This window comes from Crossiella sp. CA-258035, from assembly GCF_030064675.1.
Taxonomy (GTDB): Bacteria; Actinomycetota; Actinomycetes; order Mycobacteriales; family Pseudonocardiaceae; genus Crossiella.
This window is the reverse complement of sequence record NZ_CP116413.1, coordinates 8,837,966-8,863,806: the sequence shown is the minus strand read 5'-3', so window position 1 is coordinate 8,863,806 and position 25,841 is coordinate 8,837,966. Positions and strand designations below refer to the sequence as shown.

Sequence of the window (25,841 nt, the reverse complement as noted above, 5' to 3'; positions counted from 1 at the left end):
TCAGTCCTGGAGGTCGACCACGACCTTCACGTCGTCCTGCTCCGGGGTCAGCGCGGCGGTCCAGTCCGCCAGCGGCACCCGGCGGGTGATCAGGCCGCGCAGCCAGGCCCGGTCGGTGTCGGCCAGCGCGGCCGCGGCCCGCCGGTAGTGCCGCAGGTTGCCGTTCACGCTGCCCACCACGACCCCGTTGCGCAGCACCATGCCGTTGTTGATCTCACCGCCGGGCAGCGGCAGCTCGCCCTGCTCGCCGGAGAGGCCGGTGAGCACGGTGATGGAGTTGCGCGAGGTGCGGCGCAGCACCTCGAAGACCACCTCGGGCGCGCCGGTGCACTCGATCACGATGTCCGGCTCGAAGCCGATCTCGGCCAGGTCGCCGTGGAACCAGGCGCCCAGGCCGAACACCAGCTCCGGCTTGGGTCCGGTGCGGGTCCGGTCCACCACGTGCACGTCCAGCCCGCGCTGCACGCCGAGCAGCGCGGCCAGCAGCCCGATCGGCCCGGCCCCGGTGACCAGCACGGTGCGCGGCCGGAAGTAGCCGCGCTGCCCGATCCGCTCGATCTGGTCCCACACCTTGGCCACCACCGAGGTCGGCTCGGTGAGCACGCCCAGCTCGCCCAGCGCCGGGTCCAGCCGGACCGCGAACCCGGTCTCCACCGTCCACAGCTGCGCGCCGTAGCCGTCCAGGGCCTGGATGCCGCGCTCGGTGTACTTGCCGTTGCGGCAGAAGTCCCACTGCCCGTCCGCGCAGGCCCCGCACGGCTCCGGGTCCGGCCGCCGGACGATGCCGACCACCAGATCCCCCGCGGTGAAGCCACTTCCGGCCGGCGCGGTCAGCACCCGGCCCAGCGACTCGTGGAAGAGCACCATCTCCGCGCGGTCCGGCGGCAGCGCGCCGTAGCCCTGGTTGACCACCTCCCGGTCGGTGCCGCAGACCCCCACGGCCAGCCCGGCGACCAGCAGTTCTCCCGGTCCCGCAACGGGATCGGGCAGTTCGCGCAGGGCGATGAGCTCGGGCTTGCCCGGCACGCCGACCGCGGCCTTCATCCGCGCCCCCCTTCGCAGCCGTCGGTGCGGTCGCGGGCCTCGCGGGTCCGGCCGCCGTAGAGCACCGCGGCACTGTTGACCAGCGCGAGGTGGCTGAACGCCTGCGGGAAGTTGCCGGTGAACCGGCCGTGCGCGGCGTCGTACTCCTCGGCCAGCAGGCCGACGTCGTTGGTCAGCGCGACCAGCCGGTCGAACATGGAGGCCGCCTCGTTGCGCCGCCCGGACAGCGCCAGCGCGTCCACCAACCAGAACGAGCAGGCCAGGAACGAGCCCTCGCGCCCGTGCAGACCGTCCACATCGGACTTTCCGGCGTCGGTGCTGTACCGGTCGACCAGGTCGCCGTTCTTCAGCTCCCGCTCGATCGCGCGCACCGTGCCGCGCACCCGCTCGTCGTCGCCGGGCAGGAAGCCCACCGCGGGGATCAGCAGGGTGGCCGCGTCCAGCTCGGTGCCGCCGTAGAACTGGGTGAAGGAGTTCAGCTCGGCGTTCCAGCCCTTGTCCAGCACCTCGGCGTGCACCTGGTCGCGCAGCTCCCGCCAGCGGGCCACCGGCCCCGGCAGGTCGTGCTGCTCGACCGCGCGCACCGCCCGGTCGAAGGCCACCCACACCATCACCCGGGAATGGGTGAAGTGCCGGTCCGGCCCGCGCACCTCCCACAGCCCGGAATCCGGTTGCTGCCACAGGGTTTCCAGGTGCCGCATCATGCCGCGCTGCAAGGCCCAGGACTCCGCGCTCTCACCCAGCCCGCGCTCGCGGGAGAGGTGCAGCGCGTCCATGACCTCGCCGTAGACGTCCAGCTGGAGCTGCCGGAACGCGGCGTTGCCGATGCGCACCGGCTTCGCGCCCTGGTAGCCGGGCAGCCAGTCGGCCTCCCACTCGATGAGGTGCCGCTCGCCGTCGATGCCGTACATGATCTGCACGTCCGCCGGGTCGCCCGCCACCGCGCGCAGCAGCCAGTTCCGCCAGGCCACCGCCTCGCCGGAGCAGCCGAAGTTGTCCAGCGCCAACAGGGTGAAGGTGGCGTCGCGCAGCCAGCAGTAGCGGTAGTCCCAGTTCCGCTCCCCGCCCAGGGTCTCCGGCAGCGAGGTGGTCGGCGCGGCCACCATGCCGCCGGTGGGCGCGAAGGTCAGCGCCTTCAGCGTGGCCAGCGAGCGGCGCACCGCCTCGGCGTGCGGGCCGTCGTAGCGGATGTTGGCCGCCCAGTCCCGCCAGAAGTCCTCGCTGTCCTGGGTCTCCTGCACCGGGTCCAGCGGTTCGGCCACGGCCTCGTAGGAGGCGGACCACTGCATGATCCAGGCCAGCCGCTGCCCGGCGGCGATGGTGAACACCGCCTCGTGCGCGCGCTCGCCGGCCACCCGGTAGGGCAGCCGGTCGCCGCGCAGCACCACGGTGTGCGGCCCGGCCACCGCGATGATGCACTCCGCGCCGTGCGCCTCGGTCCGGCGCACCCAGGGCACCGAGTCCCCGTAGGCGAACCGGATCACCCAGCGCAGCCGGACCTCCACCTCGCCGGAGACCCCCTCCAGCACCCGGACCAGCGCGGGCTCGTCCTCCATGTTCTTCTCGTGCGGCGGCATCGAGTCGACCAGCCGCACCACGCCGTCGGCGGTGTGGAACTCGGTCTCCAGCACCAGCGAGGTGTCCCGGTACTGCCGGTGCACGTGTTCCACCGGCCCGGTCGGCGAGATCTGCCAGTGCCCGGACTGCTCGTCGCCGAGCAACCTGGCGAAACAGGACGGTGAGTCGAACCGGGGCAGGCACAACCAGTCCACCGACCCGGTCTTGCTCACCAGCGCCGCGGTGCGCAGATCGGACAGCAGGGCGTAGTCCTCGATCGGACCGGGTCCACCGGTGACGGCTAGCTCGTGATCGGCCACTCAACCGAGGTTAGGCGTCCATCCGCGCGATTGCCCGCTCGGACACGTTCAGCGGCCCAGATTGAACCCAGCCAACCGAACGCCCGGCAGACCGGCGGCCCCGTCGTACTCCGCGCGCAGCGTCATCGACTCACCCGGCCACAGCGTCACGTGGTTGTCCGACCACCGGACCGGCGTGCGCACCCCGTCCAGCTGGGCTTTCACCGCCAGCGCGACGGTGCCGGAGTCGTTGCGCAGCCGCACCTCCACCCCGCCGGGCACCCGGCGCGCGGTGTGGCTGACCCGGCTCTCCGGCAGGTCCTGGAGGCCGGTCAGGTCGGCCGAGCCGGTGACCGGGGTGTGCCACCAGGTGGACTTGGTGAAGTCCAACACGTCCGCCGTGCCGGAGAGCCAGTAGACGTTGCGGTCGAGCTCCGCGCCCTCGCGTTCCACCAGCAGTCGCACCAGGTAGGTGCCCTGGACGCCGACCTCCGGCAGGGTGAGCACCCTGGCCGAGGTGTTGGCCGCCGCGGTCGCGGCCACCGAGTGGTCGGTCAGCACCCGGCCGTCCAGGCTGAACGCGGTGGCCCGCACCGTCAGGCCGGGGGCGTCGGCGAGGCCGGTGTTGGCCAGCACCACCGAGCGGTCGTCGTAGGAGTACTGCGCGTGCAGCGGCCGCAGCGCCTTCTTCGCGCCGAAGTAGGACCCGGCGGCGTCCAGGTTGTGGTCCCACAGGTGCCAGTACAGCGTGGGCCAGGCGTTGTTGATCATCCAGTAGATGACGCCGGTGGCCGGGTTGGCCGGATCGGCGAAGTCCCGGCCGTAGGCCTCGAACTGGGCCCGGTTGCCCTCGTAGTTGGCCAGCTGGGCCTTGCGCAGGAAGTCGGCCAGGTCCTTCGGCTGGCCGTACCGCTTGGCCAGCGCGTCCGCGAACAGGCTGAGCGTGGCGAACACTTCCTTCTTGGCCAGGTGGTAGTGCGGCTTGGTCGGCGCGCGCCAGAGGTCCTCGATCTCCTGCTCGGTGAGGAACTTCCGCAGGCTGGCCAGCTCCGGGATCATCGGCCCCGACCCCACCTCGGAGGCGAACCCGGCCGCGCCGCCGAGCTTGTCCTGGTACCAGTAGTTCGGCGGGACCCACCAGTACGGCCCGTCCATCTTCATCCCCGACCTGCCCAGCTGGGGCGTGCTCTTGGCCGCGGCCGAGGGCAGGATCGGCGCGGTGAAGTCGGCGGCCCGCAGCGCGTCCAGGTAGGTCTGCTCGACCCTGGCGGTGGCCGCGTTGTCACTGCCGATGAAGAAGCCCAGCACGCTGGGGTGGTTGACCAGCCGGGCCGCCTCGGCCGCGGTGGAGGCGCCCGCGATCCGGTAGTCCTCCTCGGTCCAGGTCGAGTACTTCTCCCACTTGGTGCAGCACTCCCAGCCCGGCAGCAGCATGATGCCCAGCCGGTCGGCCAGCGCGAGCAGCTCGTGGTCCTCCTGCTTGCCCTCCAGCCGCAGCGTGTTCACCCCGAGGTCGCGCACGTGCCGCAGCTCCTCGGCCAGCCGCCCCGGCTGCGGGCGCAGGAACAGGTCCGAGGACCAGCCGCCGCCGCGCACCAGGAACGGCTTGAAGTTGACGAAGAACTTGCGGTGCCCCTGCGGGGTCAGCTCGGAACGCACGTCCCGGATGCCGAACTCGCTGCTCGCGGTGGAGTCCTCAGCGGAGACGGTCAGCCGGTACAGCGGCTGCTCGCCGAACTGCGCGGGCCACCAGAGCCGTGGCCGGTCGATCCGCAGCTCCGGGAAGGCCACCGTCCTGGTCTCGCCCGGGGCCAGCTCGACCTGCTGCCGCAGCCGCTCGGTGCCCACTGACGCGGTCACCGTGGTGCGTTGTGGCTGGCCGGAGTGGTTGCGCACAGCGGTCTTCACGGTCAGCCGGGCCGAGCTCAGATCCGGTTCCAGCGCGGGGACCACCCGCGGATCAGCCACCGACACCGCGCCCGAGGTCACCAGACTGATGTCCCGCCAGATACCCATGTTGTGGTCCGGCGCCGGCGGGCTCCAGTCCAGGAAGCTCACCGTGAAGTCGCGGAACGGGTCCGCGGGCATGGCCTTGACCGCCAGCGCGTTGCGGCCCGGCCGCAGCAGCGGGGTCAGGTCGAACTCGCCGCGCGGGTACGCGCCCGCGGTCTCGCCCAGCCGCACCCCGTTGAGCCACAGCTCCCCGCGCGAGATCACCCCGCCGTTGAGCCGCAGCACGGTGTGCCTGCCCGGCTGCGGGAAGGCCAGGAACTCCCGCCGGTACCACCAGGGCACCGTGAAGTCGGCCGGGTTGACCGCGTCCCGCAGGTTCGTCGAGTAGTTCAGGTCCGGGTAGCGCCGGTTCGCGATCAGCCCGGCCATCACGGTGGAGCGCGCGGGCACGGTCAGCCAGCCGCGGTCGCCGTGCCGGGGGCTGGAGATCACCGACCCGTCCAGCCCGGCCTTGGCCGAGGTCTGCATCCGCCAGTCCGGCACCGTGGTCGTGCCTGGTCCGGCCACGGCCAGCCCCGGATCGGGCAGCGGGTCGGCCACGGCCGGGGTCAGCGAGGCGCACAGGGCGAGGGCGATCCCGAGGACCAGTGGCGGCAGGCGCATGTCCGGCACTCTGCCGTTGGTTGCCCCTTTTCGACAAGGCTCCTTCCGAAGTAAATTCCTGACTGCCCGGGGTTCGGGTGTCCGCTAGCGGATCGGCGCGGACAGCACCTGCTTGGCCACGTTGTGCCCGTTGATCTCCACGCTCGGGGTCGCCCCGCCGAGGTCGGCGGTGCGGTACGTCGCGGTGAGGGTCAGCGTCTCGCCGGGCCAGAGCGTGACGTAGTTGTCGCTCCAGTCGGTCGGCAGCACCTCGGGCCCGCCCGCGCCCTTGCGGATGTTCGCGCGCAGGAAGAACCCGACCTGCTTGCCGGTGGAGTTGTTGGTGAGCGTGACCGTGGTCTTCGTGTTCTCACCGTCCACAGTGGACTTCGCGGTGGACTTCACGTTCGCCGCGGCCAGGTTGTTCAGGCCCTTGAGGTCGGCGTAGCTGGACTGCGGCGTGTGGTACCAGGTGGAGGCGCCGTAGTTCAGCCCGTCGGCCTTGGTGGACAGCCAGTACACGTTGCGGTCCAGCACCTTGCCGCTGCCGTCCTTGAGCAGCAGCCGGGTGAAGTAGGTGCTGGACAACCCGCTCGGCTGCGGCAGGTTGCCCGCGCGCACCGAGGCGTTGCCCTTGGCCGTGACCGGCCGGGTCTCCTCCGCCTTGACCGTGCCGTCCAGGTTGAACACGGTCACCTGCACCGACAGCCCCGGCACGTCGTTGAGGCCGGTGTTGACCACCGCGAGGGACTTGTCGTCGTAGGAGTACTGCACGTGCAGCGGCCGCAGCCCGGTCTTGGCGCCGAAGTAGGAGCCCGCGGTGGCCAGGTAGTAGTCGTAGAGGTGCCAGTACATGGTCGGCCAGGCGTTGTTCAGCATCCAGTAGATGACGCCGGTGGCCGGTTTGTTCGCATCCGACCAGTCGCGCCCGAACGCCTCGAACTGGGCGCGGTTGGTCTCGTAGTTGGCCAGCTGGGCCTTCTTCACCACGTCCGCCGCATTCGCCGGTTTGCCGTAGCGGTTGTCCAGCGCGGTGCCCCAGAAGGTGAGCTTGTTGAAGGTGTCCGACCGCGACAGGTGGTACTGGGTCGCGTTGTAGTCGGTGAGCTTGTTGATGTCGCCCTGCGGCAGGAACTTCTTCAGCTCGTCCATCTCCGGGATGGTCGGGCCGGGCCCGATCTCGGAGGCGAAGCCGTAAGCCCCGCCGAGCTGCTCATTGTACCAGTAGTTCGGCGGCTCCCACCAGTACGGACCGTCCATCTTCATGCCGGGGCTGCCCAATTGCGGCGAGCTGATCGCCTTGGCCGAGGAGATCACCGGCAGCTTCCACTCGGCCCGGTTCAGCGCGTCCAGGTAGATCTTCTCCAGCCCCGCGCCGGGGGCCGCGTCACTGCCGATCATGAACGCGAGCAGGCTGGGGTGGTTGCGGATCCGCTTGGCCTCGTCCTCGGCCGACTCGCCCGCGACCCGGTTGTCCTCGGCGGTGAAGGAGCTGTACTTCTCCCACTTGGAGCAGCACTCCCAGCCGGTGATCAGCATGATCCCGGCCCGGTCGGCCATGTCGTAGAACTCGTCGTTCTCCGGCTTGCCCTCCAGCCGGATGGTGTTCATGCCCATGCTGCGCACCAGGTTCACCTGGTCCTGCAGGTACTTCAAGTCGGTGCGCAGGAACAGGTCCGAGGCCCAGCCGCCGCCGCGGACCAGGAACGGCTTGCCGTTGACGGAGAACTCGCGGCCGCCCTTGTTCAGCCGGGAGCTGACCTCGCGCACGCCGAAGCTGGTCTTCGCGGTGTCGGCCACCGCGCCGTTCACCGATGCGGACAGCGCCGCGTCGTACATCGGCTGGCCGCCCATCTGGAACGGCCACCACACCCGCGGGTTCAGCAAGCGCAGGCCCACGGTGTTGCCGGGGGTGAAGCTGACCGTCTTGGTCTCCTTGGCGGCCAGCGTGACGCTCTGCCGGAAGCCCACGCCGCCCGCGGTGCCGCTGATCTCGGTGGTCACCGGCGCGCCGGTGTTGTTGCGCGCGTTGACCTTCACCGTGACGTCGGCGTGGTTGAGGCTGGGCAGCGGCAGGTCGGTGTCCACCCGCAGGTCGCGCAGGGAGACCGCGCCGTTGGCGGTGAGCTGGACATCGCGGAAGATGCCCTGGTTGCGGTCGGGCGGCAGCTGCGCCCAGTCGATGAAGTGGATGATCAGGTCGCGGTCCTGGTCCGCCGCGCTCGCGCGGATGGCCAGCGCGTTGTCACCCTTGCGGAGCAACGAGGTCACGTCGAACTCATACGTCGGGTAGGCGCCGACCACGGTGTCCGTGCCCGCGATCTTGGTGCCGTTGAGCCAGACCTCGCCGCGGGAGATCACCCCGCCGTTGAGCTTGAGGAAGGTGTGCGTGCCAGGGGCCGGGTCCGCGGTGAACGCGCGCCGGTACCACCAGGGCACCAGGAAGTCGTTGCGGTTGGCCTTCTGCAGGTTGTTGCCGTAGTTGACGTCGCCGTACTTGTTGTTGGCGATCAGACCGGCCAGCACGGTGGACCGCTTGGGCACCGCGTACCAGGAGCTGTCGTTGAAGCCGGGCGCGGAGATGGCCGCGCCGCTGCCGGTGGCCACCGCCGAGGACTGCAACCGCCAGTCCGGGATGGTGGTGGTCGGCGCGGCGCGGCTCGGGGCCGAGGGGGTGGCGCCGAGCTGGTAGGCCCCTCCGGCGGCCGCTTCCGGTGCGGCGAGGCCTGGTAGGGCGGGCAGGACGAGGGCGAGGCTGACGGCTGCCGCCAGCCACGCGGGACGACGTCTGGTCATTGGGCGCTCCCGGCAACCACATGGCGGCGGCTGGATGGGGCTTTCCTGGGCAACTCTCGCTGGTCACCGCCCGCATTGGCAAGGGTCCTTACGAACGAAAATCCGCACTTGCCGACCCGCCCTCCGGCGGGTAAAGCTGCGCGCGTCAACCAAACCGCCGCCCGCGTTTGGGAGATGGAGACGATCGATGACGATCGAACGCAGAACGTTCCTCGCCGGTGGAGCCGCGGCCGCGGCCTGCGCCCTGACCAGCGGGGCGGGTTCGGCGCAGGCCGCGACCGAGGTCGTAGCGGAGACCGGCGGGGGAAGGGCGCCGAGGGCCGCGCTGTGGCAGGAGTACGTCCGCAACCCGCACAACCACCCGCAGGTCCCGGACGTCTCCTTCGCCGGGTACCGCACCGGTGAGCGGTGGCCGAACGTGCCGGTGCGGGCCAACGTGCTGCGCTACGGCGCGGTGCGGGACGGCTCGGCCGACGCCAGCGCCGCGATCAACGCGGCCATCGTGGACGTGGGCAGGCGGGGCGGCGGCGCGGTGCTGCTGCCCGCGGGCACCTACCGGATCGACCACATCATCCAGCTCGGCTACGACAACGTGGTGCTGCGCGGCGAGGGCAGCGGGCGGACCACGCTGTACGCCACCCGGTCGCTGGAGGAGGTCGTCGGCATCAACCGCAGCCGCTACGGCAGCGAGAACTCGGCCTGGAGCTGGGCAGGCGGCCTGGTCTGGGTCAGCCACCGGGACCGGCACCGCCCGCTGATCGAGGCGATCAAGGCCAAGAAGTGGCCGCTGGAAGGCTGGCTGGGCAACGAGGGCGAGGGCATCCGCACCCTGACCACGGTCACCGCACCCGCGGCCCGCGGCGGGTTCACCCTCACCGTGGCCGACGGCAAGGCCCTGCACGCCGGCCAGCGGGTGCTGGTGCAGATTGACGACGACGCCGGGTACGGGCTGCTCCGGCACATGTGCGGCGACGGACCGGGCACCGCCGAGTACGTGTGGTCGAACAAGGACAAGCTGCTCTCCTACCGCCCGTTCCAGTGGCCGGTGCGGATCACCAGGGTGCGCGGCAACCAGGTCACCCTGGAACAGCCGCTGCCGGTGGACGCCCGGCTGGCCTGGAAGCCCCGGCTGACCACCTTCGCCCCGCCGATCACCGGCGCGGGCGTGGAGGGCCTGACCATCCGCATGGTCAAGACGGTCCGGCCCAAGCACCTGCTGGACAAGGGCTACAACGGCCTGGCCTTCCAGTGTGCCTGGGACTGCTGGGCCGACGACGTGACCGTGGTGGACAGCGACAACGGCTTCCTGCTGGTCGCGACCAAGGGCGTCACCCTGTCCAGGACCAGCGTGGCCGGGCGGGGCCAGCACCACTCCTACGCCTGCCGGGAACAGGCACACGACAACCTGGTGGAGAACTTCCGCATCGGCAAGTTCACCGAGCCGCCCACCCCTGGCTCCGGCCACCACGGCATCAACGTCGAGGGCCTGTCCTGCGGCAACGTCTGGTCCAAGGGCGTGATGGAGGCGGGCACCTTCGACACCCACCGCGGCCTGCCCTTCGCCAACGTGCGCACCGAGGTCAGCGTGTTCAACGACGGCAACCACGGCGGCAGCGCCAACGCCGGCCCGTTGTACGGGGCCCGGTTCACCCACTGGAACGTCACGGTCACCAACGGCAGGGCGGGCTGCGTGAAGATCGACCACGTGGCCCCCTACAGCGCCACGGTCGGCATCTCCGAGGTCACCGAGTTCGGCCAGATCGACAAACCGGACTTCACCGGCCCGCTCAACTCCCGGATCGAGTCCTACGGAAACCCCGCGGTGAACCCGCCGAACCTGCACCGCGCCCAGCGTGAGCTGCGGAAATGGCGAGCCCGCTGACCGATTGGCTTTCGACAGGTTTCTCACAGCCTGCCCACAGCCAGCACGCGCATCCTCGGTGTCAGCCGCCCAGAGCCGGGTGGCTGACACCGACCGAGGAGCGCACATGTCCGAGGAGAACGAGAAGAGGGCGGCCGGTTCTCCCGAGGAACCGGCCACCCCGGAAGCCCCCACCCAACCGGTAGCCCAGCCCAGCGCCGCGGCCCAGCCAGCCCCGGCAGGCGAAGCGCCGCAGCCCGCGGCCCAGCCACCCACTCCCCGCCCCAAGCGCCTGCGCGGCTTCGCCAAGCGCAAGTCCGTCCAGCTCGTCGCGGTCGCCCTGCTCGGCGCGGTCGTCGGCGGCGTGGTCGGCATCGCCGGCGCGGGCGGCGGTCACCGGCACGGGCACGAGTTCGCCAAGTACGGCGGCGGTGACCGCCCGGAGGGTCGCTTCGAGCGCGGCCCTGGCTCCCGTTTTGAGGTCCCCGATCGGTTTGACCGCTGATTGCTCTAGAGAACAACCCTGCAAATTTGTGAGCGCCCGGATCGCTACTGGGTGATCATCTTCCCCAATGGAGTGCACTCGGCGTGCCATCCGTGCACGGAGTGTGCGTGCGCGCTAGGTTTGACTCGTCGGTGGGTGGTTTTCGGATCTCCTTCCACTCCACCACCGGCGGTGTTTGTGGAACACAGATGGCTTCGTGGCCTTGGGGTACGGGGAAGATCGCAAGGTCACGAAGCTACTTCCGCGCCAGCAGCGACTCGACCTCTGCCGCCGCGCTCGCCACGATCTGGCGCAACAACTCCTCCGCCCGTGCCGGCTCGGCCTCCGCGATCGCCCGCGCCACCTCCAGGTGCCGCCTGGTGGCCACCGCGTCCGGCACCGCCGGCATCAGGTGCAGCCGGTTGCGCCCGCGCAGCGCCTCGGCGGTGAAGTCACCGAGGTGGGCGAACATCTCGTTCCCGGAGGCGGTCAGCACCAGCCGGTGGAAGGCCACGTCCACCTCCACGAACCGGTCCACCTCACCCAGACCGGCCAGCCGGGACAGCTCGGCGGCCAGCTCCAGCAGCTCCGCGCGCTGCTCCTCGGTGGCGGTCCGGGCGGCCAGCGCGCCCGCCGCGGGTTCCACCGCCGCGCGCACCTCGCTGAGCTCCCGCAGCTGCGCCCCGCGCCGGGTGCCGGCCAGCCGCCAGCGCACCACCTGCGGGTCGAACAGGTTCCACTCGGTGCCCGGCCGCACCGTGGTGCCGACCTTGGGCCTGCTGTGCACCAGCCGCATCGACTCCAGCACCCGCACCGCCTCCCGCGCCACCGTCCTGGACACCCCGTGCCGCGCGGCCAGCTCCTCGATCCGCAGCACGTGCCCGCCGGGGATGGCGCCGGAGGTGATGGCCTGGCCGAGCGTCTCCAGCAGCTGACCGTGCAGCCCGCGCTGGGTCACAGCCTGGCCACCAGGTTCCGCACCCGCGCCGCCGCCTGCTCCGGGCCGCCCTCGGTCAGCGCCGAGCCGACGCCGCAGGCCACCGCGCCCGCGGCCACCCAGTCCGGCACCTCGTCCAGCGCCACGCCACCGGTCGGCATCACCGGCGCCTGCGGCAGCGCGGCGCGCACATCGGCCAGCCAGCGCGGGCCAAAACCCCTGGCGGGGAACAACTTCACCGCGTCAGCCCCGTGCTCCAGGGCGGTGACGATCTCGGTCGGGCTGGCCACCCCGGGCAGCGCGGCCGCGCCGTAGCGGTGCGCGGTGCGGATCACCTCGGGGTGCAGGCTGGGCGAGACCAGGAAGCTGGCCCCGGCCAGGACCGCCAGCCGGGCGCTCGCCTCGTCCAGCACGGTGCCCGCGCCCAGGGTGATGCCCGGCCTGCCCGCCAGCTGCTCGATCACGCGCAGTCCGCCGGGGGTGGTGAGCGCGATCTCCAGGGTGCGCAGCCCGGCGTCGATCATCGCCTCGGCGGTGGCCAGCGCGGCCGCCGCGTCTCCGGCGCGCACGATGCCGAACACCCGCTGCCCGGCCAGCGCGGCCATGGTTTCCCATCGGTACAACAAGAATCTCCTCTCAGAAGGCCGCGCGCGGCGGGCTCGAGTCCGTCGCGCCGACCAGGAAGTCCAGGTCCACCCCTCGGTCGGCCTGCTGCACGTGCTCGCGGTACAGCCGCACCCAGCCCCGGTCCGGCCCGTTCGCCGGTGGCCGCCACTGGGCCCTGCGCTGGGCCAGCTCCTCGTCGGAGACGTGCAGGTGCAGGCGACGGCCAGGGGTGTCCACGGTGATCAGGTCACCGTCGCGGACCAGCGCCAGCGGCCCGCCGACCGCGGCCTCCGGGGCCACGTGCAGCACGCAGGCGCCGAAGGCGGTGCCGCTCATCCTGGCGTCGGAAATCCGCACCAGGTCACGGATTCCGGCGTCCAGCAGCTTCTGCGGCAGCGCCAGGTTGCCCACCTCCGGCATGCCCGGATAGCCGACTGGGCCGGTGTTGCGCACCACCAGCACGGTGTCCGCGGTGACCGGCAGCTCGGGGTCCGCGATCACCGCGTGGTAGTCCGCCACCGAGTCGAAGACCAGCGCGGGACCGGTGTGCGACAACAACCTCGGCTCGGCCGCGGACTGCTTCACCACCGCCCCGCCGGGCGCCAGGTTCCCGCGCAGCACCGCGGTCCCGCTGTCCGCGGGCTGCACCGGGTTGTCCAGCGGCCGGATCACCTCCTCGTCGTGCACCACCGCGCCCGCGCAGTTGGCCACCAGGCCCTGGCCGGTCACCGTGACCACGTCGGCGTGCAGGTGCGCGCGGATCCGCTCGATCAGCGCGGGCAGCCCGCCCGCGTAGGCGAACTGCTCCATCAGGAACCGGCCAGAGGGCATCAGGTCCACCAGCAGCGGCAGCCGGGCCCCGATCCGGTCGAAGTCCTCCAGGTCCAGCGGCACGCCGAGGCGGCCGGCGATGGCCAGCAGGTGCAGCACCGCGTTGGTGGACCCGCCGATGGCCGCGTTGACCAGGATCGCGTTCTCGAACGCCTTCCTGGTCATGATCGCCGCGGGCGTCGGCCCGTCGGTGGCCAGCGCGACCGCCCTGATCCCGGTCTGCTCGGCCAGCGTGCCCCGCCGCGCGTCCACCGCGGGCAGTCCGGAGGCCCCGGGCAGCTGCATGCCGAGTGCTTCGGTGACACAGGCCATGGTGGAGGCGGTGCCCATGGTCATGCAGTGCCCGGCCGAGCGGTTCAGGCAGGTCTCGAACTCGGTGAACTCGGCCTCGGTGATCGTCCCGGCGCGCAGCTCCTCGGTCATCCGCCAGATGTCGGTGCCGGAGCCGACCTCGCGCCCCCGGTAGTTGCCGTTGAGCATCGGGCCGCCGGTGAGCACGATCGCGGGCACCCCGGCGCTGGCCGCGCCCATCAGCGCGGCGGGGGTGGTCTTGTCGCAGCCGGTCAGCAGCACCACCGCGTCCACCGGGTTGGCCCTGATCAGCTCCTCGATCTCCATCGCGGCCAGGTTGCGGTAGAGCATGGTGCTGGGCCGCATCAGCGGTTCGCCGAGGCTCATCGCCGGGAACTCCAGCGGGAAGCCACCGGCCTGGTGCACGCCGCGCTTGACCGCCTCGGCGAGCAGCCGCAGGTGCGCGTTGCACGGGGTCAGCTCGGAGAAGGTGTTGCAGATGCCGACCACCGGGCGGCCGTCGAAGTGCTGCCCGCCGTAGCCGAGCCCGCGCAGGCTGTGCCGCGCGATGAAGCCGTTCTTGCCGGTGCCGCCGAACCAGGCGTGACTGCGGAGCGCCATGACCCTCCCATCGGCAAAAGTATTACTAATGCGTGTTCACTCTGCGGCAGTCGGCGGGCGCGTGTCCAGGAGAACAATCCGATCGTCGGAGGTTCGGGTTAGCCTTCGGCGTGCCTCTACGCAGAGCCGTTGACCCGCATGAACTGCGCGCCGCGGTGACCGAGGTCCTGCCCTGGCTGGACGGCGGTGACCAGCCCGATCGCGCCGCCCTGGCGGCCGCGGTCCGGCTGAGTTTGCGCACCCTGGAAGGGCTGGCGCCGGGCCGCAGCGTGGAGCTGCGGGTGCCGCCGTTCGCCGCGGTGCAGTGCGTGGCCGGGCCGAGGCACACCAGGGGCACCCCGCCGAACGTGGTGGAGACCGACCCCCGGACCTGGCTGGAGCTCGCGCTGGGCCGGCGGGACTGGGCCGCGGCGCTGGACGCGGGCAGCCTGACCGCCTCCGGCAACCGCGCGGAGGAGATCGCGGACTGGCTGCCGCTGCTGCGCGTCTAGCCCCGCCTCAGAACAGCCGCCCCAGCCCCGCGAACAGGTCCCGGCCCGACTCCACCAACCGCCCGGCCCCGGTCACCGCCGCGTCGCCCAGGTCGTTGAGCAGCTCCCGCCCGGTGTCCGCCGCCGCGTCCCGCGCCCCGTCCCAGCCCCCGGCCAGCGCGCTGCCGATGGCCCGCCCGCCGCCGTCCCACAGGTCCCCGGTCGCCTCGCCCAGCTCACCGCCGAGCCGCTCGCCCGCCCCGGTCACCAGCTGCGGCTGGCCGGTGGCGATGTGGCCCAGGTTGCGCAGCGACTCCGAGCCCTGGTCGAAGTAGGCCGAGTGCGCGTCCCGCATCCCGGCGTCCTCGGCCGCGCCGAAGCCGCGGGCGCCGAACCGGTCGTCGTAGGGCCCGTGGTTGCCGCCGTCGGCGGTGAACCAGCTGCCCTCGGTGGCCCGCACCACCGGGTCGTGCTCGGTCATCCCGGCCCACACCCGGCCGGGCAGCTCCGCCGCGCTGCCCGCGCCGACGCCGGGTGAGCCGACGAAGGCCAGCTCGTCCGCGGCCAGTCCCCGCATGCCGGCGTACCCGGCCACCGTGCTGCCGTAGCTGTGCCCGACCACGGTGAGGTGCTGCCGCTGCTCAGCCGCCGCGCGGTAGCCGTCCACGTCCGCGACCAGCCGGGCGCCGCCCTCGATCGCCTGGTCCGGCCTGCTCACCTGGGCGTTGGTGATCGCGTCCGGCGCGTCGTAACCCAGCCACTGGATGGTCGCGTTGCCGCCGGGGCTGGCCGCGTCCATCTGCACCCGCAGGTTCGCCGCCTGACCGAGGCTGAACCCGCCGAGCCCGGAGCCGGTGCCGGGCACGCAGACGGCCACATCCGTTGCCCGGTCGGGGTTTCCGAAGGCGACCGCGAGTCCGCCCTGGCCGCGCGGGCCATCCGGTTCCCAGGCCATGACCAGCACCTCGTCGAGCCGGAGGCCGCGTTCGGCGGCCAGCCGTTCGGCCTCGGTGAGCCGGGCCGCGGCCAGCTCGGCGTTGCGCACCTGGCGCTGGGCCTCGGCCCGTTCGTCCAGCAGCCGGGACAGCGCGGGATCGTTGGCGTTGCGCAGGTTCTCCGTGTCGGCGGGGTCCAGGCCGAGTTCCCGGGCACGTGCGGCGAGCCGGCGGTCGGCCTCGGTCAGCGCGCCCCGGAATCGCACGCCGTCCTCGGTGATCCGCCGCCGGTTCGCCGCGTCCAGCACCGGCGCGGGCAGCCCCTGCAACCGGCCGAGCTGGTCGTAGTGGGTGAGCAGCAGCCGTTCTCGCTCCACAGTGGACAATCCGGCCCACCAGGCGGCCACCCGCCGGGGGTCCGAGCCCACCGGCGGCACCGCGAGGCCGTGCGCGGGCAGCGCCTGCCACTCCTTGGTGTGCCCGGCCACCGTGCGGAAACCCGGCGCCAGCCGGTCCAGCGCGCCCGCCAGCGAGCGCAGCACCTCGGTGTAGGGCGCGCGCACCGTCTCCAGCGCCCGCACCACGGTCGCGGCCAGCTCCCGCTCCACCTCCGGCGAAGCCCCGGCCGGTCGCCCGCGCCACACGCCGATCGCCCGCTCCGCCCCGGCGCGCATGGTCCGCTGGGCCCGCGCGGCCGCGTGCACGATGGCCACCGCCGAGCGCATCCGGCCCGCCGCGACCGCCGCGGCCGTGCCGCTCAGGTCAGCCCGTTCGGTGAAGGCCGCGCCCGCGTCCCCCGACCAGGATCCCGCTGCCCGGCGGCTGTGCCGCACCGACTCGCCTGCCCGGTCCACCGCGCTGACCGCGCCGGTCAGCGGGTCCGCCGCCTCGGTGAGACGAGCAGGCCCGCCGCTGGTCATCCGCTGGTAGAGCGCCTCCGGATCGGTCACCGGGAACCGCCGAGCAGTCGCCTCGCCTCGGTCTCACCCTCGGCGTAGCCGTCGGCGTTGCTGTTCAACGCCTGGGCCGCGTCGGCGAACCAGGCCGAGCCCTGGCGCAGGTCCTCGCCGTGCGCCGCGCCGAAGCGGGCCAGCGCGGCGGCGAACTCGCCCGCGCCGTCCACCTCGCCGAGCAGGGCGGGGTCCAGCCGCAGGCAGTCCAGCAGGACCGCGCCGTCGGCGGCGGCGTCGGCGCCGGCGTAGAACTCGCGCGCGGCCCCGCGCAGCAGGTCCGGTTCGACCCGGATGTCCTCGGTCATGGAACCTCCAGCACTCCTCGGCACGTCTGTGACGGCAGACACCCGACCCCGGTTCCCCTGGAGACGAGATGGCAGGACCGCAGGACACCCCCTGGTGGCTGGCCGTCGCGAGCGAGCAGGCGGCCGCGTTCCGGCTGGCCGCCGCGGCCGCCGACCCCGAGCTGCCGGTGCCCTCCTGCCCCGGCTGGCGGTTCCGCGAGCTGGTGCTGCACACCGCCCGCTTCCTCCAGGTGGTCGGCGGCCAGCTGCGCACCGGCGGCACCGAACGGGCCCGCCCGGTGCCCGAACCGGACCCGGTCGGCGATCCGCTGGCCTGGTTCGACCGGGAGCTGGCCGACTGCCTGCGGCTGCTCGCCGCCTGCCCGGCCAACCGTCCACTGTGGACATTCAGTCCGGCGGCGCCCAGCCTGGCCTGGTTCTGGCACCGCAGGGTCGCGCACGAGCTGAACCTGCGCCGCTGGGACGCCCAGGCCGCGCTGCGCACCCTGGTCCCGACCGACCGCGCGCTGGCCGTGGACGGCATCGACGAGGTGCTGGGCACCCTGCTGGCCAGCCGCTACACCGCCGCGGCCAGCCCGGCCGCCACCGGCGCGGTGCTGGTCACCTGCGCCGACGGCCCGGAGCGCTGGCTGGTCTGGCTGCAACCGGGCGAGGCTCCCGAAGTCGTCCGCGACCCCGCCGACCTGCCTGCCGCCAGGGCCAGCACCACCGGCCGGGCCACCGCGCTCCACCTCGGCCTGTGGGGCCGCACCGAACTGCCGGGAGCCGAAGGAGACCCGATCTTGCTCACCGGCGTGCAGCCGCGCTGATTCCGTCTTGTTCGCGACCCGAACGCTCCGGCAGAGTGCTCGGCATGGCGGACACAGCGCAGCGGGAACGGCCTTCCTTCGGCAGGCTGGCCGTCGCTTCCGGGGTGGGCAGCTCGCTGGAGCTCTACGACTTCCTGATCTACGGCACCGCCTCCGCGCTGGTCTTCGGCCGGTTGTTCTTCCCGCAGAGCGAGCCGTGGACGGGCACCCTGCTGGCCTTCTCCACCTTCGCGGTCGGCTTCCTGCTGCGGCCGATCGGCTCGATCATCTTCGGCCACTTCGGCGACCGGATCGGCCGCCGCCGGATGCTGGTGATCAGCCTGTCCCTGATGGGCGTGTCCACCGCGCTGATGGGCCTGCTGCCCACCTACGCCGCGGTCGGGCTGGCCGCGCCGCTGCTGTTGCTGGCGCTGCGGATGGTGCACGGGCTCTCCGTCGGCGGCGAGGCCGCGGGCGCCACCCTGCTCGCGGTCGAGCACGCGCCGGAGGGCAGGCGCGGCCTGTACGGCAGCCTGGTCACCATCGGCTCGCCGCTGGGCTCCTTCCTGGCCAACGGCGCGTTCGCGCTGGTCCTGCTGCTGCCCGACGCCGAGCTCTACGACTGGGGCTGGCGGATCCCGTTCCTGGCCGGGATCGCGGTGGTGCTGGTCGGCCTGTACGCCCGGCGCAACATCGCCGAGACGCCGGAGTTCGAGCGCCTCGCCAAGGCCAAGCGCACCGAGCGCGCGCCGCTGGTCACCGTGCTGCGCGAGCACAAACGGCTGGTGCTGCTCACCGCGGGCGTCAACCTGGGCTTCAACGCGTTCATCTTCATCGTGGTGGCCTTCCTGCTCTCCTACGGCAGCCAGGTGGTCGGCCTGGACCGGTCCACGCTGCTCTACGGCACGATGGCGGGCAGCGTGGTGCAGGCGGCCGGCATCATCTACTTCTGCCACCTCACCGACCGGATCGGCCGCAAGCCGGTGCTGATCGCGGGCGCGGTCTTCTGCACGCTGTGGGGCTTCCCGCTGTTCGCGCTGGTCGACTCGGCCAGTCCGGCGCTCGCGGTGCTGGGCATCATGCTCGCCTTCGGCGGCTCCGCGGCCATCTTCGGGCCGATGCTGGCCTACTTCGCCGAGCTGTTCGGCCCGGAGCTGCGCTACACCGGCGTCGGTTTCGGCTACCAGATCGGCGCGGTGCTCGGCGGCGGCCTGTCCCCGCTGATCGCCAACACCCTGGTCACCGCGGCCGGCGGCGGCTCCTGGCTGGTCGCCACCTACATGTCGGTGGCCGGGCTGATCAGCCTGCTCTGCCTGCTCGGACTGCCGGAAACCGTCAGACGGTAACCATTCACCCGATTCGGCACCCCCGTTTCGGTTATCGCCTGTTCAGGGCAGAATAGGCGAGTATTAAGAGCATGATCGGTTATCGCCGCCCGGTTCTCCTTGTCCTCGTTTCCGCGCTCGCCCTGCTGCTTTTCGGCAGCGTTTCGCACGCGGCCCCGGTCGCCGAGGAGTCCTGTAGCGAGGAGTTCTCCGACCGCAACGAGGCCGCCGGGTACAAGTACAAGATCTGTCTGGCCCCGGCCGCCCAGGGTGAGATCAAGGTGGTGGTCAAGGGCAGCTGCGAGTGGAGCTACGTGTGGTTCTGGGGCAAACCGCCGTCGAAATGCCGCACCGCCGAGGCCCGTTACAGCCTGACCGCACCGGATGCCGCCAAGTCGAATGCCGACATGTCCACCATGGAGTCGGTCAACGGTCAGGTGGAGGCCACCGGAAAACCACTCAAGTGCGCCGCGGGCGCCTACAAAGTCGAGCTTTACTACAAGGTCGAGATGATGGGTCTGGCCGGGAAGTGGTCCCGGCAGATCGACCATCAGCGCACGGTGGACATCAAGGTCGCCTGCTGACCCGCTGAGCCCGGCGGGGTGGCGTTCCGGAGCCTGCCGCCACCCCGCCGACCCGACAGCACCCAGCCCAGCGCCGCGGCCAGCACGCCGCCCAGGCCGTTGTTGATCATGTCCTGGGTCTCGCAGGCGCCCAGCCCGGTCATCCCCTGGTACAGCTCGATGCCCACCGCCAGCGCCACACCGAGCAGCGCCACCGGCAGGAACCGGCGCACCGCGAGCGCGCCGAAGAAGGCGAACGGCATCAGCAGCACGAAGTTCAGCCGCTGCCAGGACCCGGCCAGCGAGAACTCGTTCTGGATGCACTGCGCCCAGGCCTGGCCCAGCGAGTCCGCGGTGCTGCCCTGCCTGCCGAGGCGCACCAGGGTCACCGCGAGCACCCCGCCGAGCGAGCCGAACGACAGCCCGGTGAACAGCGCCCGCCAGCCGAACAACCGGCCCAGCACCAGCCCGATCAGGCCGAGCACCAGCCCCGCGCCGACCGCGTAGGCGAGCACCTCCGGCCGGGAGAACAACCGCTCGGCCAGGTTCAGATCCCGGTCCAGCCTGCCGCTGAGCGCCGCCAGCACGGGCGCCACCTCCGTCTCGTTCGCGTTCTGCTTTCGTTCAGCAGACGCGCGGAGGGGGGCCGGAGTTGGCCCGAACGAGAGCCGCGTCACCGGCCAGAAGGGTCAGGAGCACTACTCCGAGGCACTTACACTAGGACGAGTCTGATCCCGTCCCGAGGGAGTTCTCGGTGGTCATCGACCCCAGCCAGACCGATCGCGGCCACGACGACACCCCTCGTGAAGAGTGCGGTGTCTTCGGTGTCTGGGCCCCCGGCGAGGAGGTGGCCAAGCTCACCTTCTACGGCTTGTACGCCCTCCAGCACCGGGGCCAGGAAGCGGCGGGCATCTCCGTCGGTGACGGCCACCAAGTGGTGGTGTTCAAGGACCTCGGGCTGGTCAGCCAGGTCTTCGACGAGCAGGTGCTGTCCTCGCTGCGCGGCCACGTCGCGGTCGGGCACTGCCGTTACTCCACCACCGGCTCCACCACCTGGGAGAACGCCCAGCCGACCTTCCGCAACACGGCTGCCGGCAGCCCGCTGGCACTCGGCCACAACGGCAACCTGGTCAACACCGCCGAGCTGCTGAGCCGGGCCAAGGAGGCCGGGGTGGCCACCGCCGGCGCCACCACCGACTCCGACCTGGTCTGCGGGCTGCTCGCCGCGGCCGCCGCGGACACCGGCTTCGAGCAGGCCGCGTTGGAGCTGCTGCCCACCCTGCGCGGCGCGTTCTGCCTGGTCTTCTCGGACGAGTCCACCCTCTACGCGGCCCGTGACCCGCAGGGCGTGCACCCGCTGGTGCTCGGCAGGCTGGAGCGCGGCTGGGTGGTCGCCAGCGAGACCTCCGCGCTGGACATCACCGGCGCCTCCTTCGTGCGCGAGGTCGAGCCCGGCGAGCTGATCGCCATCGACGAGAACGGCCTGCGGTCCTCCCGCTTCGCCAACCCCGAGCCCAAGGGCTGCGTGTTCGAGTACGTCTACCTGGCCCGCCCGGACACCTCCATCGCCGGCCGCGGCGTGCACGCGGCCCGGGTGGAGATCGGCCGCAAGCTGGCCGCCGAGCACCCGGTGGAGGCCGACCTGGTCATCCCGGTGCCGGAGTCCGGCACCCCGGCCGCCATCGGCTACGCGCAGGCCAGCGGCATCCCCTACGGCTCCGGCCTGGTCAAGAACGCCTACGTCGGCCGCACCTTCATCCAGCCCTCGCAGACCATCCGCCAGCTGGGCATCCGGCTCAAGCTGAACCCGCTGCGCGATGTCATCCGCGGCAAGCGGCTGGTCGTGGTGGACGACTCGATCGTGCGCGGCAACACCCAGCGCGCGCTGGTCCGGATGCTGCGCGAGGCAGGCGCGGTCGAGGTGCACGTGCGGATCGCCTCGCCGCCGGTGCGCTGGCCCTGCTTCTACGGCATCGACTTCGCCTCCCGCGCCGAGCTGATCGCCAACGGCCTGGACCTGGACGGCGTGCGCCGCTCCATCGGCGCCGACTCCCTGGGCTACGTCTCGCTGGAGTCGCTGGTCGCGGCCACCGAGCAGCCCAAGACCCGGCTCTGCTCGGCCTGCTTCGACGGCGAGTACCCGATCGCGCTGCCGGACGACCTCATGATCGGCAAGCACCTGCTGGAGAACATCGAGAAGGGTGTGGCCGGCCCGGCGGAGCCGGTGCTGCCCAGCGGGTACGGTGCCGAAGACGCCTTGCGTCGTCCCTGACCTCGCTAGAGACATTTCATCGGATGGAGCTGGACAGACCGTGACCGCGCACGCCGAAAGCGGGAAGGCCACTTACGCGGCCGCTGGAGTGGACATCGCCGCAGGTGACGAAGCTGTTGAGCAGCTCAAGCCGTGGGCGGCGAAGGCCACCCGGCCCGAGGTGCTCGGCGGCATCGGCGGGTTCGCCGGGCTGTTCAAGCTCAAGCTGGACCGCTGGCAGGAGCCGGTGCTGGCCTCCTCCACCGACGGCGTCGGCACCAAGCTCGCGGTGGCCCAGGCCCTGGACAAGCACGACACCGTGGGCATCGACCTGGTCGCCATGGTGGTGGACGACCTGGTGGTCTGCGGCGCCGAGCCGCTGTTCCTGCAGGACTACATCGCGGTCGGCAAGGTGGTGCCGGAGCGGATCGCCGCGCTGGTCAAGGGCATCGCCGAGGGCTGCGCGCAGGCCGGCTGCGCGCTGCTGGGCGGGGAGACCGCCGAGCACCCCGGCCTGATGGACCCCGGCCACTACGACATGTCCGCCACCGGCGTCGGCGTGGTCGAGGCGGACAAGCTGCTCGGCCCAGACCGGGTCCGGCCGGGCGACGTGCTGATCGGCATGGGCTCCTCCGGCCTGCACTCCAACGGCTACTCGCTGGCCAGGCACGTGCTGCTGGAGATCGGCCGGATGCCGCTGGAGGGCCACGTCGAGGAGTTCGGCCGCACCCTCGGCGAGGAGATGCTGGAGCCCACCCGGATCTACGCCAAGGACTGCCTGGCGCTGGCCGCCGAGGCCGATGTGCGCACCTTCGCGCACGTCACCGGCGGCGGCCTGGCCGGCAACCTGGGCCGGGTCATCCCCAAGGGCCTGATCGCCGAGCTGGACCGCGGCACCTGGACCCCGGCGCCGGTGTTCGCGCTGATCGCCCAGCGCGGCCGGGTGGAGAAGCCGGAGATGGAGAAGACCTTCAACATGGGCGTCGGCATGGTCGCCGTGGTCGCGCCCGAGGAGGTCGACCGCGCCCTGGCCGTGCTCACCGCCCGGCACGTGCCGGCCTGGGTGCTCGGCGAGGTCCGCAAGAGCACCGAACCCGGCGAGAAGCCCGAGGACCGCGCGGTCCTGCGCGGCGACCACCCCCGTTTTTAGGGGAGTTCGCAGCAGCCTTCGTCACTCGACCAGGTAACCCTGACAACCTTCCGCACCGCTGTGCCGTAGTAGCGGTGAGTGCGGAAGGAGGTCGGGTTTGCCCAGCGGTGAGCTACGCGCGAGTGAGTTGCGGTCGGTGCTGGCCGCCGAGGCGCCGCCGCCTACCGTGAGCTGCGCGGATGTCGTCCGGGATGGGCGCAGGGTGGTGCGCAGGCGACGGTTCGGTGTCGCGCTGGTGCTGACCGCGGTGCTCGCGCTGCTCGGCACGGGGACGGTCGCGCTGTTGCCGGTGCCGGAGGCCGAACCCGCCGCGATGACCACGCCGCCGCCGTCCTCGGTGACCACCAGCCCGGCCCCGTTGTTCCCGCCGATGACCGTGCGCGACGCCGAGTTCTACACCGGCCTGCTGGCCAAGCAGCGCTGGCTGCCCAAGGGCTACACCGCGATCTCCGACAGCCAGGGCAAGCCCGGCACGTTCCAGGTGGTCGGCGACATCATCCGGATGGGGGCCAGGATCACCGACACGCAGGGCCGCAGTGGCTCGCTGGTGATCGTGGTGCGGCCGCCGACCGGGCATCCGATCAGCTGTGACACCGCCGACGGCTGCCGGTCGGAGACGCTGCGGCCGCCGGAGTTCACCAGGTTCTCCTGGCCGAGGAAGGCCGACGCGGCGGTGGCCGAACGCGAGGTGCTGGTGATCGACAAGACCGGCGGGCAGGTCAGCGCGGTGGTCACGGACAGCCCGGCCTGGCCGATCCTCTCCGGCGCGGAGATCGCCGAGCTGACCACGAACCTGGCCTTGCTCGGTCAGTTGACCCAGCGGTAGCGCCGTTCCGGACGGCCGGTGCTGCCGTAGCGCAGCCGCACCTCGGCCCGGCCCGCGCTGACGAAGTGCTCCAGGTAGCGCCGGGCGCTGACCCTGGACAGGTTGGTCCCGGTCGCGCACTCGGTGGCCGAGACGTCGCCGTCGGCCGCCCGCAGCACCTCCTCCACCAGCTTCGCGGTCTGCGGGGTCAGGCCCTTGGGCATGGTCGGGGCCGCGGTCGGCCTCGCGCCGAAGACCTGGTCCACCACGGCCTGGTCCACCGAGCCGGTCAGCCGCTGCCGGACCTCGGCGAAGTGCGCCAGCTGGTCGCGCAGGGCCGCGTACTCGAACGGCTTGATCAGGTAGTGCAGCACCCCGCCGCGCACCGCCGCGCGCACCGTCTCCACATCCCTGGCCGCGGTCACCACGATCACGTCGGTGTCCCCGGCCGCCTCGCCCGCGGCCCCCGCGCGCAGCTCGCGCAGCACGTGCACGCCGTCGGCGTCGGGCAGGTAGATGTCCAGCAGCACCAGGTCCGGCCGCAGCTCGCGCACCGAGCGGATGGCCTCGGCCGCGGTGTGCGCCACCCCGACCACCTCGAAGCCGGGGGTGCGCGCCACGTAGCCGCTGTGCACCTTGGCCACCATGAAGTCGTCGTCGACCACCAGCACCCTGATCATTCGGCCACCTCCGGCGGGCGGGCGCCGACTGCGGCGGGCACCCGGCCCAGCCGGGCGGTGAACACCGCGCCGCCCTCGTTGCGCACCGAGACCGAACCGCCCCGGCGCACGCACACCTGCCTGGTCAGCGCCAGCCCGATGCCGCGCTGCCCGCCCTGGGTGGCCACCTTGGTGGTGAACCCGTGCTCGAAGACCTCCTCGGCCAGCTCGGGCGCGATGCCCGGTCCGGAGTCCCGCACCCGCACCAGCACCTCTTCCGTCGAACCGACGATGTGCACCTCGATCCACTGCCCCGCTCCGGCGGGCAGCGCGTCCAGCGCGTTGTCCACCAGGTTGCCCACCACCGTCACCAGGTCCTGGGACAGCGCGTCATCCACTCTGACCACAGTGGACTCTTCGGAGAGCCGGATGCCCACCGCGCGCTCCGCGGCCAGGCTGGCCTTGGCGATCAGCAGCGCGGCCAGCGCCGGGTCGGCGATCCGCGCGGTCACCGCCGAGCTCCACTCCTCGTGCGCCCGGTTCGCCCGCGTGACGTAGCGGACCACCTCGTCGTACTCGCCCAGCTCGATCAGCCCGGCGATGGTGTGCAGCTCGTTGCGGAACTCGTGCGCCTGCGCCCGCAGGGTGTCCGTGGTGTGCCGGTTGACGTCCAGCTCCTGTTGCAGTGCGACGAGTTCGGTCCGGTCCCGCAGGGTCACCACCGCGCCGATCGGCTGGCCGCGCATGACGATCGGCATCCGGTTCATCACCAGCACCCGCCCGCTGCGCAGCACCACCTGGTTCTCCCCGCTGGCCCGCCCGGTCAGCACATCGCGCAGCCGCTCGTTCACCGCCAGCTCGTCCACCTGCGCGCCCACCGGGTCCGCCAGCGCGAGCAGTTCGCGGGCCGAGGTGTTCATCAGGGTGATCCGGTGCTGCTGGTCCAGGCCGACCACACCCTCCCGGATGCCGTGCAGCATCGCCTCCCGGTGCTCCACCAGCCCGGTGATCTCCCTCGGCTCCAGCCCCAGCGTCTGCCGCTTCACCCACCAGGCGGCCAGCAGCGAGCCGAGCACCCCGATCCCGGTGCCCAGCCCCAGGTGGATCAGCAGGTCGCGGGGCGAGCTGACCAGCGAGGCCCACAGCCCCGGCTCCCGCTGTCCCGCGCTGACCAGGCCGATCACCCGGCCCTCCATGCCCTCGGCGCTGGAGAGCACCGGCACCTGGGCCACCACCTCCTCGCCCAGCACGCCCTCCCAGCTGCGGCCCCTGACCACCTCCGGCTGGCCGACGGTCAGCGCCGTGCCCACCAGCCTCGGATCGGTGGCGGTGCGAATCCGCAGGTCAGGGGTGGCGATGGCGATCGAGCTGTTCCCGTTCAGGCTGCGCGCGGTCTCGGCCAGGGTGGCCAGCCGGTAGTAGCGCCGGGGGTCGCCCAGCGCGTCCTGCACCGAGTCGGTGGCGGCCACCTGCTCGGCCAGCATCAGCATCCGGCGGCCCTGGTCCTCCCGGAAGTTCGCGGTGGTCTGGCCCAGCGAGAGCGTGGTCACCGCGCCCAGCAGCGCCAGCACGATGAGGAACTGCAGCACGAACAGCTGCCGCGCCAGCGACCCGCGCACACCCACGCCCAGCACCTCCTCGTGCCTCCATCGCGTGAACACAACGACCACAACGAACGCTGCGGACGCAAGAACACGGTTTTCAGCGTAAGTGGT

Annotated in this window: 21 protein-coding genes; 9 read left to right on the top strand and 12 right to left on the bottom strand. The window is 72.1% G+C overall.

Features of this window, described 5'->3' with window-relative positions:
* The 4 genes from N8J89_RS40290 to N8J89_RS40275 form a co-directional block, all read right to left on the bottom strand.
* Entirely contained in the window at positions 1–1,044 is a 1,044-nt protein-coding gene (locus N8J89_RS40290) for a glucose 1-dehydrogenase (protein WP_283662102.1), read from the bottom strand.
* Positions 1,041–2,921, bottom strand: coding sequence for a glycoside hydrolase family 15 protein (locus N8J89_RS40285; RefSeq protein WP_283662101.1), 1,881 nt, complete (start codon positions 2,919–2,921; stop codon positions 1,041–1,043). Before N8J89_RS40285 ends, N8J89_RS40290 begins: the two co-directional genes overlap by 4 nt.
* A 48-nt stretch (positions 2,922–2,969) precedes the next feature.
* Positions 2,970–5,516 carry a glycoside hydrolase family 2 protein gene (locus N8J89_RS40280; RefSeq protein ID WP_283662100.1) on the bottom strand — a complete coding sequence of 849 codons (2,547 nt, stop codon included), beginning with the start codon at positions 5,514–5,516 and terminating at the stop codon, positions 2,970–2,972.
* An 84-nt stretch (positions 5,517–5,600) separates the two neighbouring features.
* Positions 5,601–8,291: a glycosyl hydrolase 2 galactose-binding domain-containing protein gene (locus tag N8J89_RS40275; RefSeq protein WP_283662099.1), complete on the bottom strand. Its 2,691-nt coding sequence runs from the start codon at positions 8,289–8,291 to the stop codon at positions 5,601–5,603.
* 187 nt (positions 8,292–8,478) lie between these two features.
* Here N8J89_RS40275 and N8J89_RS40270 point away from each other — a divergent pair, with 187 nt between their 5' ends.
* On the top strand, positions 8,479–10,173 hold the full coding sequence (locus N8J89_RS40270; protein ID WP_283662098.1) for a glycosyl hydrolase family 28-related protein: 1,695 nt from the start codon (positions 8,479–8,481) through the stop codon (positions 10,171–10,173).
* Positions 10,174–10,279: 106 nt separating this feature from the next.
* Positions 10,280–10,657 (top strand): hypothetical protein, encoded by a 378-nt coding sequence (locus N8J89_RS40265; protein ID WP_283662097.1) that lies wholly within the window; start codon positions 10,280–10,282, stop codon positions 10,655–10,657.
* A 235-nt stretch (positions 10,658–10,892) separates the two neighbouring features.
* Here the strand turns inward: N8J89_RS40265 and N8J89_RS40260 are convergent, their stop codons facing one another.
* Genes N8J89_RS40260 through N8J89_RS40250 form a run of 3 tightly spaced genes read right to left on the bottom strand, consistent with a single transcriptional unit; the run spans position 10,893 to position 13,922 of the window.
* Complete coding sequence (locus N8J89_RS40260) at positions 10,893–11,594, bottom strand: FadR/GntR family transcriptional regulator (protein ID WP_283662096.1); 702 nt, start codon at positions 11,592–11,594, stop codon at positions 10,893–10,895.
* Complete coding sequence (locus tag N8J89_RS40255) at positions 11,591–12,196, bottom strand: bifunctional 4-hydroxy-2-oxoglutarate aldolase/2-dehydro-3-deoxy-phosphogluconate aldolase (protein WP_283662095.1); 606 nt, start codon at positions 12,194–12,196, stop codon at positions 11,591–11,593. The genes N8J89_RS40260 and N8J89_RS40255 overlap by 4 nt, the downstream gene beginning before the upstream one ends.
* A 13-nt stretch (positions 12,197–12,209) precedes the next feature.
* Positions 12,210–13,922 (bottom strand): IlvD/Edd family dehydratase, encoded by a 1,713-nt coding sequence (locus N8J89_RS40250; RefSeq protein ID WP_283662094.1) that lies wholly within the window; start codon positions 13,920–13,922, stop codon positions 12,210–12,212.
* Positions 13,923–14,032: 110 nt separating this feature from the next.
* Here N8J89_RS40250 and N8J89_RS40245 point away from each other — a divergent pair, with 110 nt between their 5' ends.
* Positions 14,033–14,413 carry a sterol carrier family protein gene (locus tag N8J89_RS40245; RefSeq protein ID WP_252483817.1) on the top strand — a complete coding sequence of 127 codons (381 nt, stop codon included), beginning with the start codon at positions 14,033–14,035 and terminating at the stop codon, positions 14,411–14,413.
* Between the two features lie 7 nt (positions 14,414–14,420).
* Here N8J89_RS40245 and N8J89_RS40240 read toward each other — a convergent pair whose 3' ends face one another.
* Together N8J89_RS40240 and N8J89_RS40235 are read right to left on the bottom strand one after the other, a co-directional pair.
* Positions 14,421–16,277, bottom strand: coding sequence for an alpha/beta hydrolase (locus N8J89_RS40240; protein ID WP_283662093.1), 1,857 nt, complete (start codon positions 16,275–16,277; stop codon positions 14,421–14,423).
* On the bottom strand, positions 16,274–16,585 hold the full coding sequence (locus N8J89_RS40235) for a hypothetical protein (protein ID WP_283662092.1): 312 nt from the start codon (positions 16,583–16,585) through the stop codon (positions 16,274–16,276). The genes N8J89_RS40240 and N8J89_RS40235 overlap by 4 nt, the downstream gene beginning before the upstream one ends.
* A 68-nt stretch (positions 16,586–16,653) precedes the next feature.
* Between N8J89_RS40235 and N8J89_RS40230 the strand changes: the two genes are divergently transcribed.
* The 3 genes from N8J89_RS40230 to N8J89_RS40220 all read left to right on the top strand — a co-directional run bounded on the left by N8J89_RS40230 (position 16,654) and on the right by N8J89_RS40220 (position 19,282).
* Entirely contained in the window at positions 16,654–17,394 is a 741-nt protein-coding gene (locus tag N8J89_RS40230; protein WP_283662091.1) for a maleylpyruvate isomerase N-terminal domain-containing protein, read from the top strand.
* Between the two features lie 44 nt (positions 17,395–17,438).
* Positions 17,439–18,719, top strand: coding sequence for an MFS transporter (locus N8J89_RS40225; RefSeq protein WP_283662090.1), 1,281 nt, complete (start codon positions 17,439–17,441; stop codon positions 18,717–18,719).
* Between the two features lie 71 nt (positions 18,720–18,790).
* Positions 18,791–19,282, top strand: a complete 492-nt coding sequence (locus N8J89_RS40220; protein ID WP_283662089.1) for a hypothetical protein — start codon at positions 18,791–18,793, stop codon at positions 19,280–19,282.
* On the opposite strand, the gene N8J89_RS40215 is transcribed toward N8J89_RS40220, so the two are convergent.
* The gene (locus N8J89_RS40215) at positions 19,249–19,857 is read right to left on the bottom strand and encodes a VanZ family protein (protein WP_283662088.1); all 609 of its coding nucleotides are present in this window, start codon (positions 19,855–19,857) and stop codon (positions 19,249–19,251) included. The genes N8J89_RS40220 and N8J89_RS40215 overlap by 34 nt on opposite strands.
* A 158-nt stretch (positions 19,858–20,015) precedes the next feature.
* On the opposite strand from N8J89_RS40215, the gene purF reads away from it, so the two are divergent.
* From purF to N8J89_RS40200, 3 genes are all read left to right on the top strand, one after another.
* On the top strand, positions 20,016–21,533 hold the full coding sequence (gene purF / locus N8J89_RS40210; RefSeq protein WP_283662087.1) for an amidophosphoribosyltransferase: 1,518 nt from the start codon (positions 20,016–20,018) through the stop codon (positions 21,531–21,533).
* A 40-nt stretch (positions 21,534–21,573) separates the two neighbouring features.
* A complete protein-coding gene (gene purM, locus N8J89_RS40205) occupies positions 21,574–22,662 on the top strand; it encodes a phosphoribosylformylglycinamidine cyclo-ligase (RefSeq protein WP_283662086.1) in 1,089 nt (362 codons plus the stop codon).
* Between the two features lie 97 nt (positions 22,663–22,759).
* A complete protein-coding gene (locus tag N8J89_RS40200) occupies positions 22,760–23,488 on the top strand; it encodes a hypothetical protein (protein WP_283662085.1) in 729 nt (242 codons plus the stop codon).
* Here the strand turns inward: N8J89_RS40200 and N8J89_RS40195 are convergent.
* Both N8J89_RS40195 and N8J89_RS40190 read right to left on the bottom strand, forming a co-directional pair.
* The gene (locus N8J89_RS40195; protein ID WP_283662084.1) at positions 23,470–24,147 is read right to left on the bottom strand and encodes a response regulator; all 678 of its coding nucleotides are present in this window, start codon (positions 24,145–24,147) and stop codon (positions 23,470–23,472) included. The two genes, N8J89_RS40200 and N8J89_RS40195, sit on opposite strands and share 19 nt — an antisense overlap.
* Complete coding sequence (locus N8J89_RS40190) at positions 24,144–25,751, bottom strand: sensor histidine kinase (protein ID WP_283666368.1); 1,608 nt, start codon at positions 25,749–25,751, stop codon at positions 24,144–24,146. The genes N8J89_RS40195 and N8J89_RS40190 overlap by 4 nt, the downstream gene beginning before the upstream one ends.
* Between the last annotated feature and the right edge of the window lie 90 nt (positions 25,752–25,841).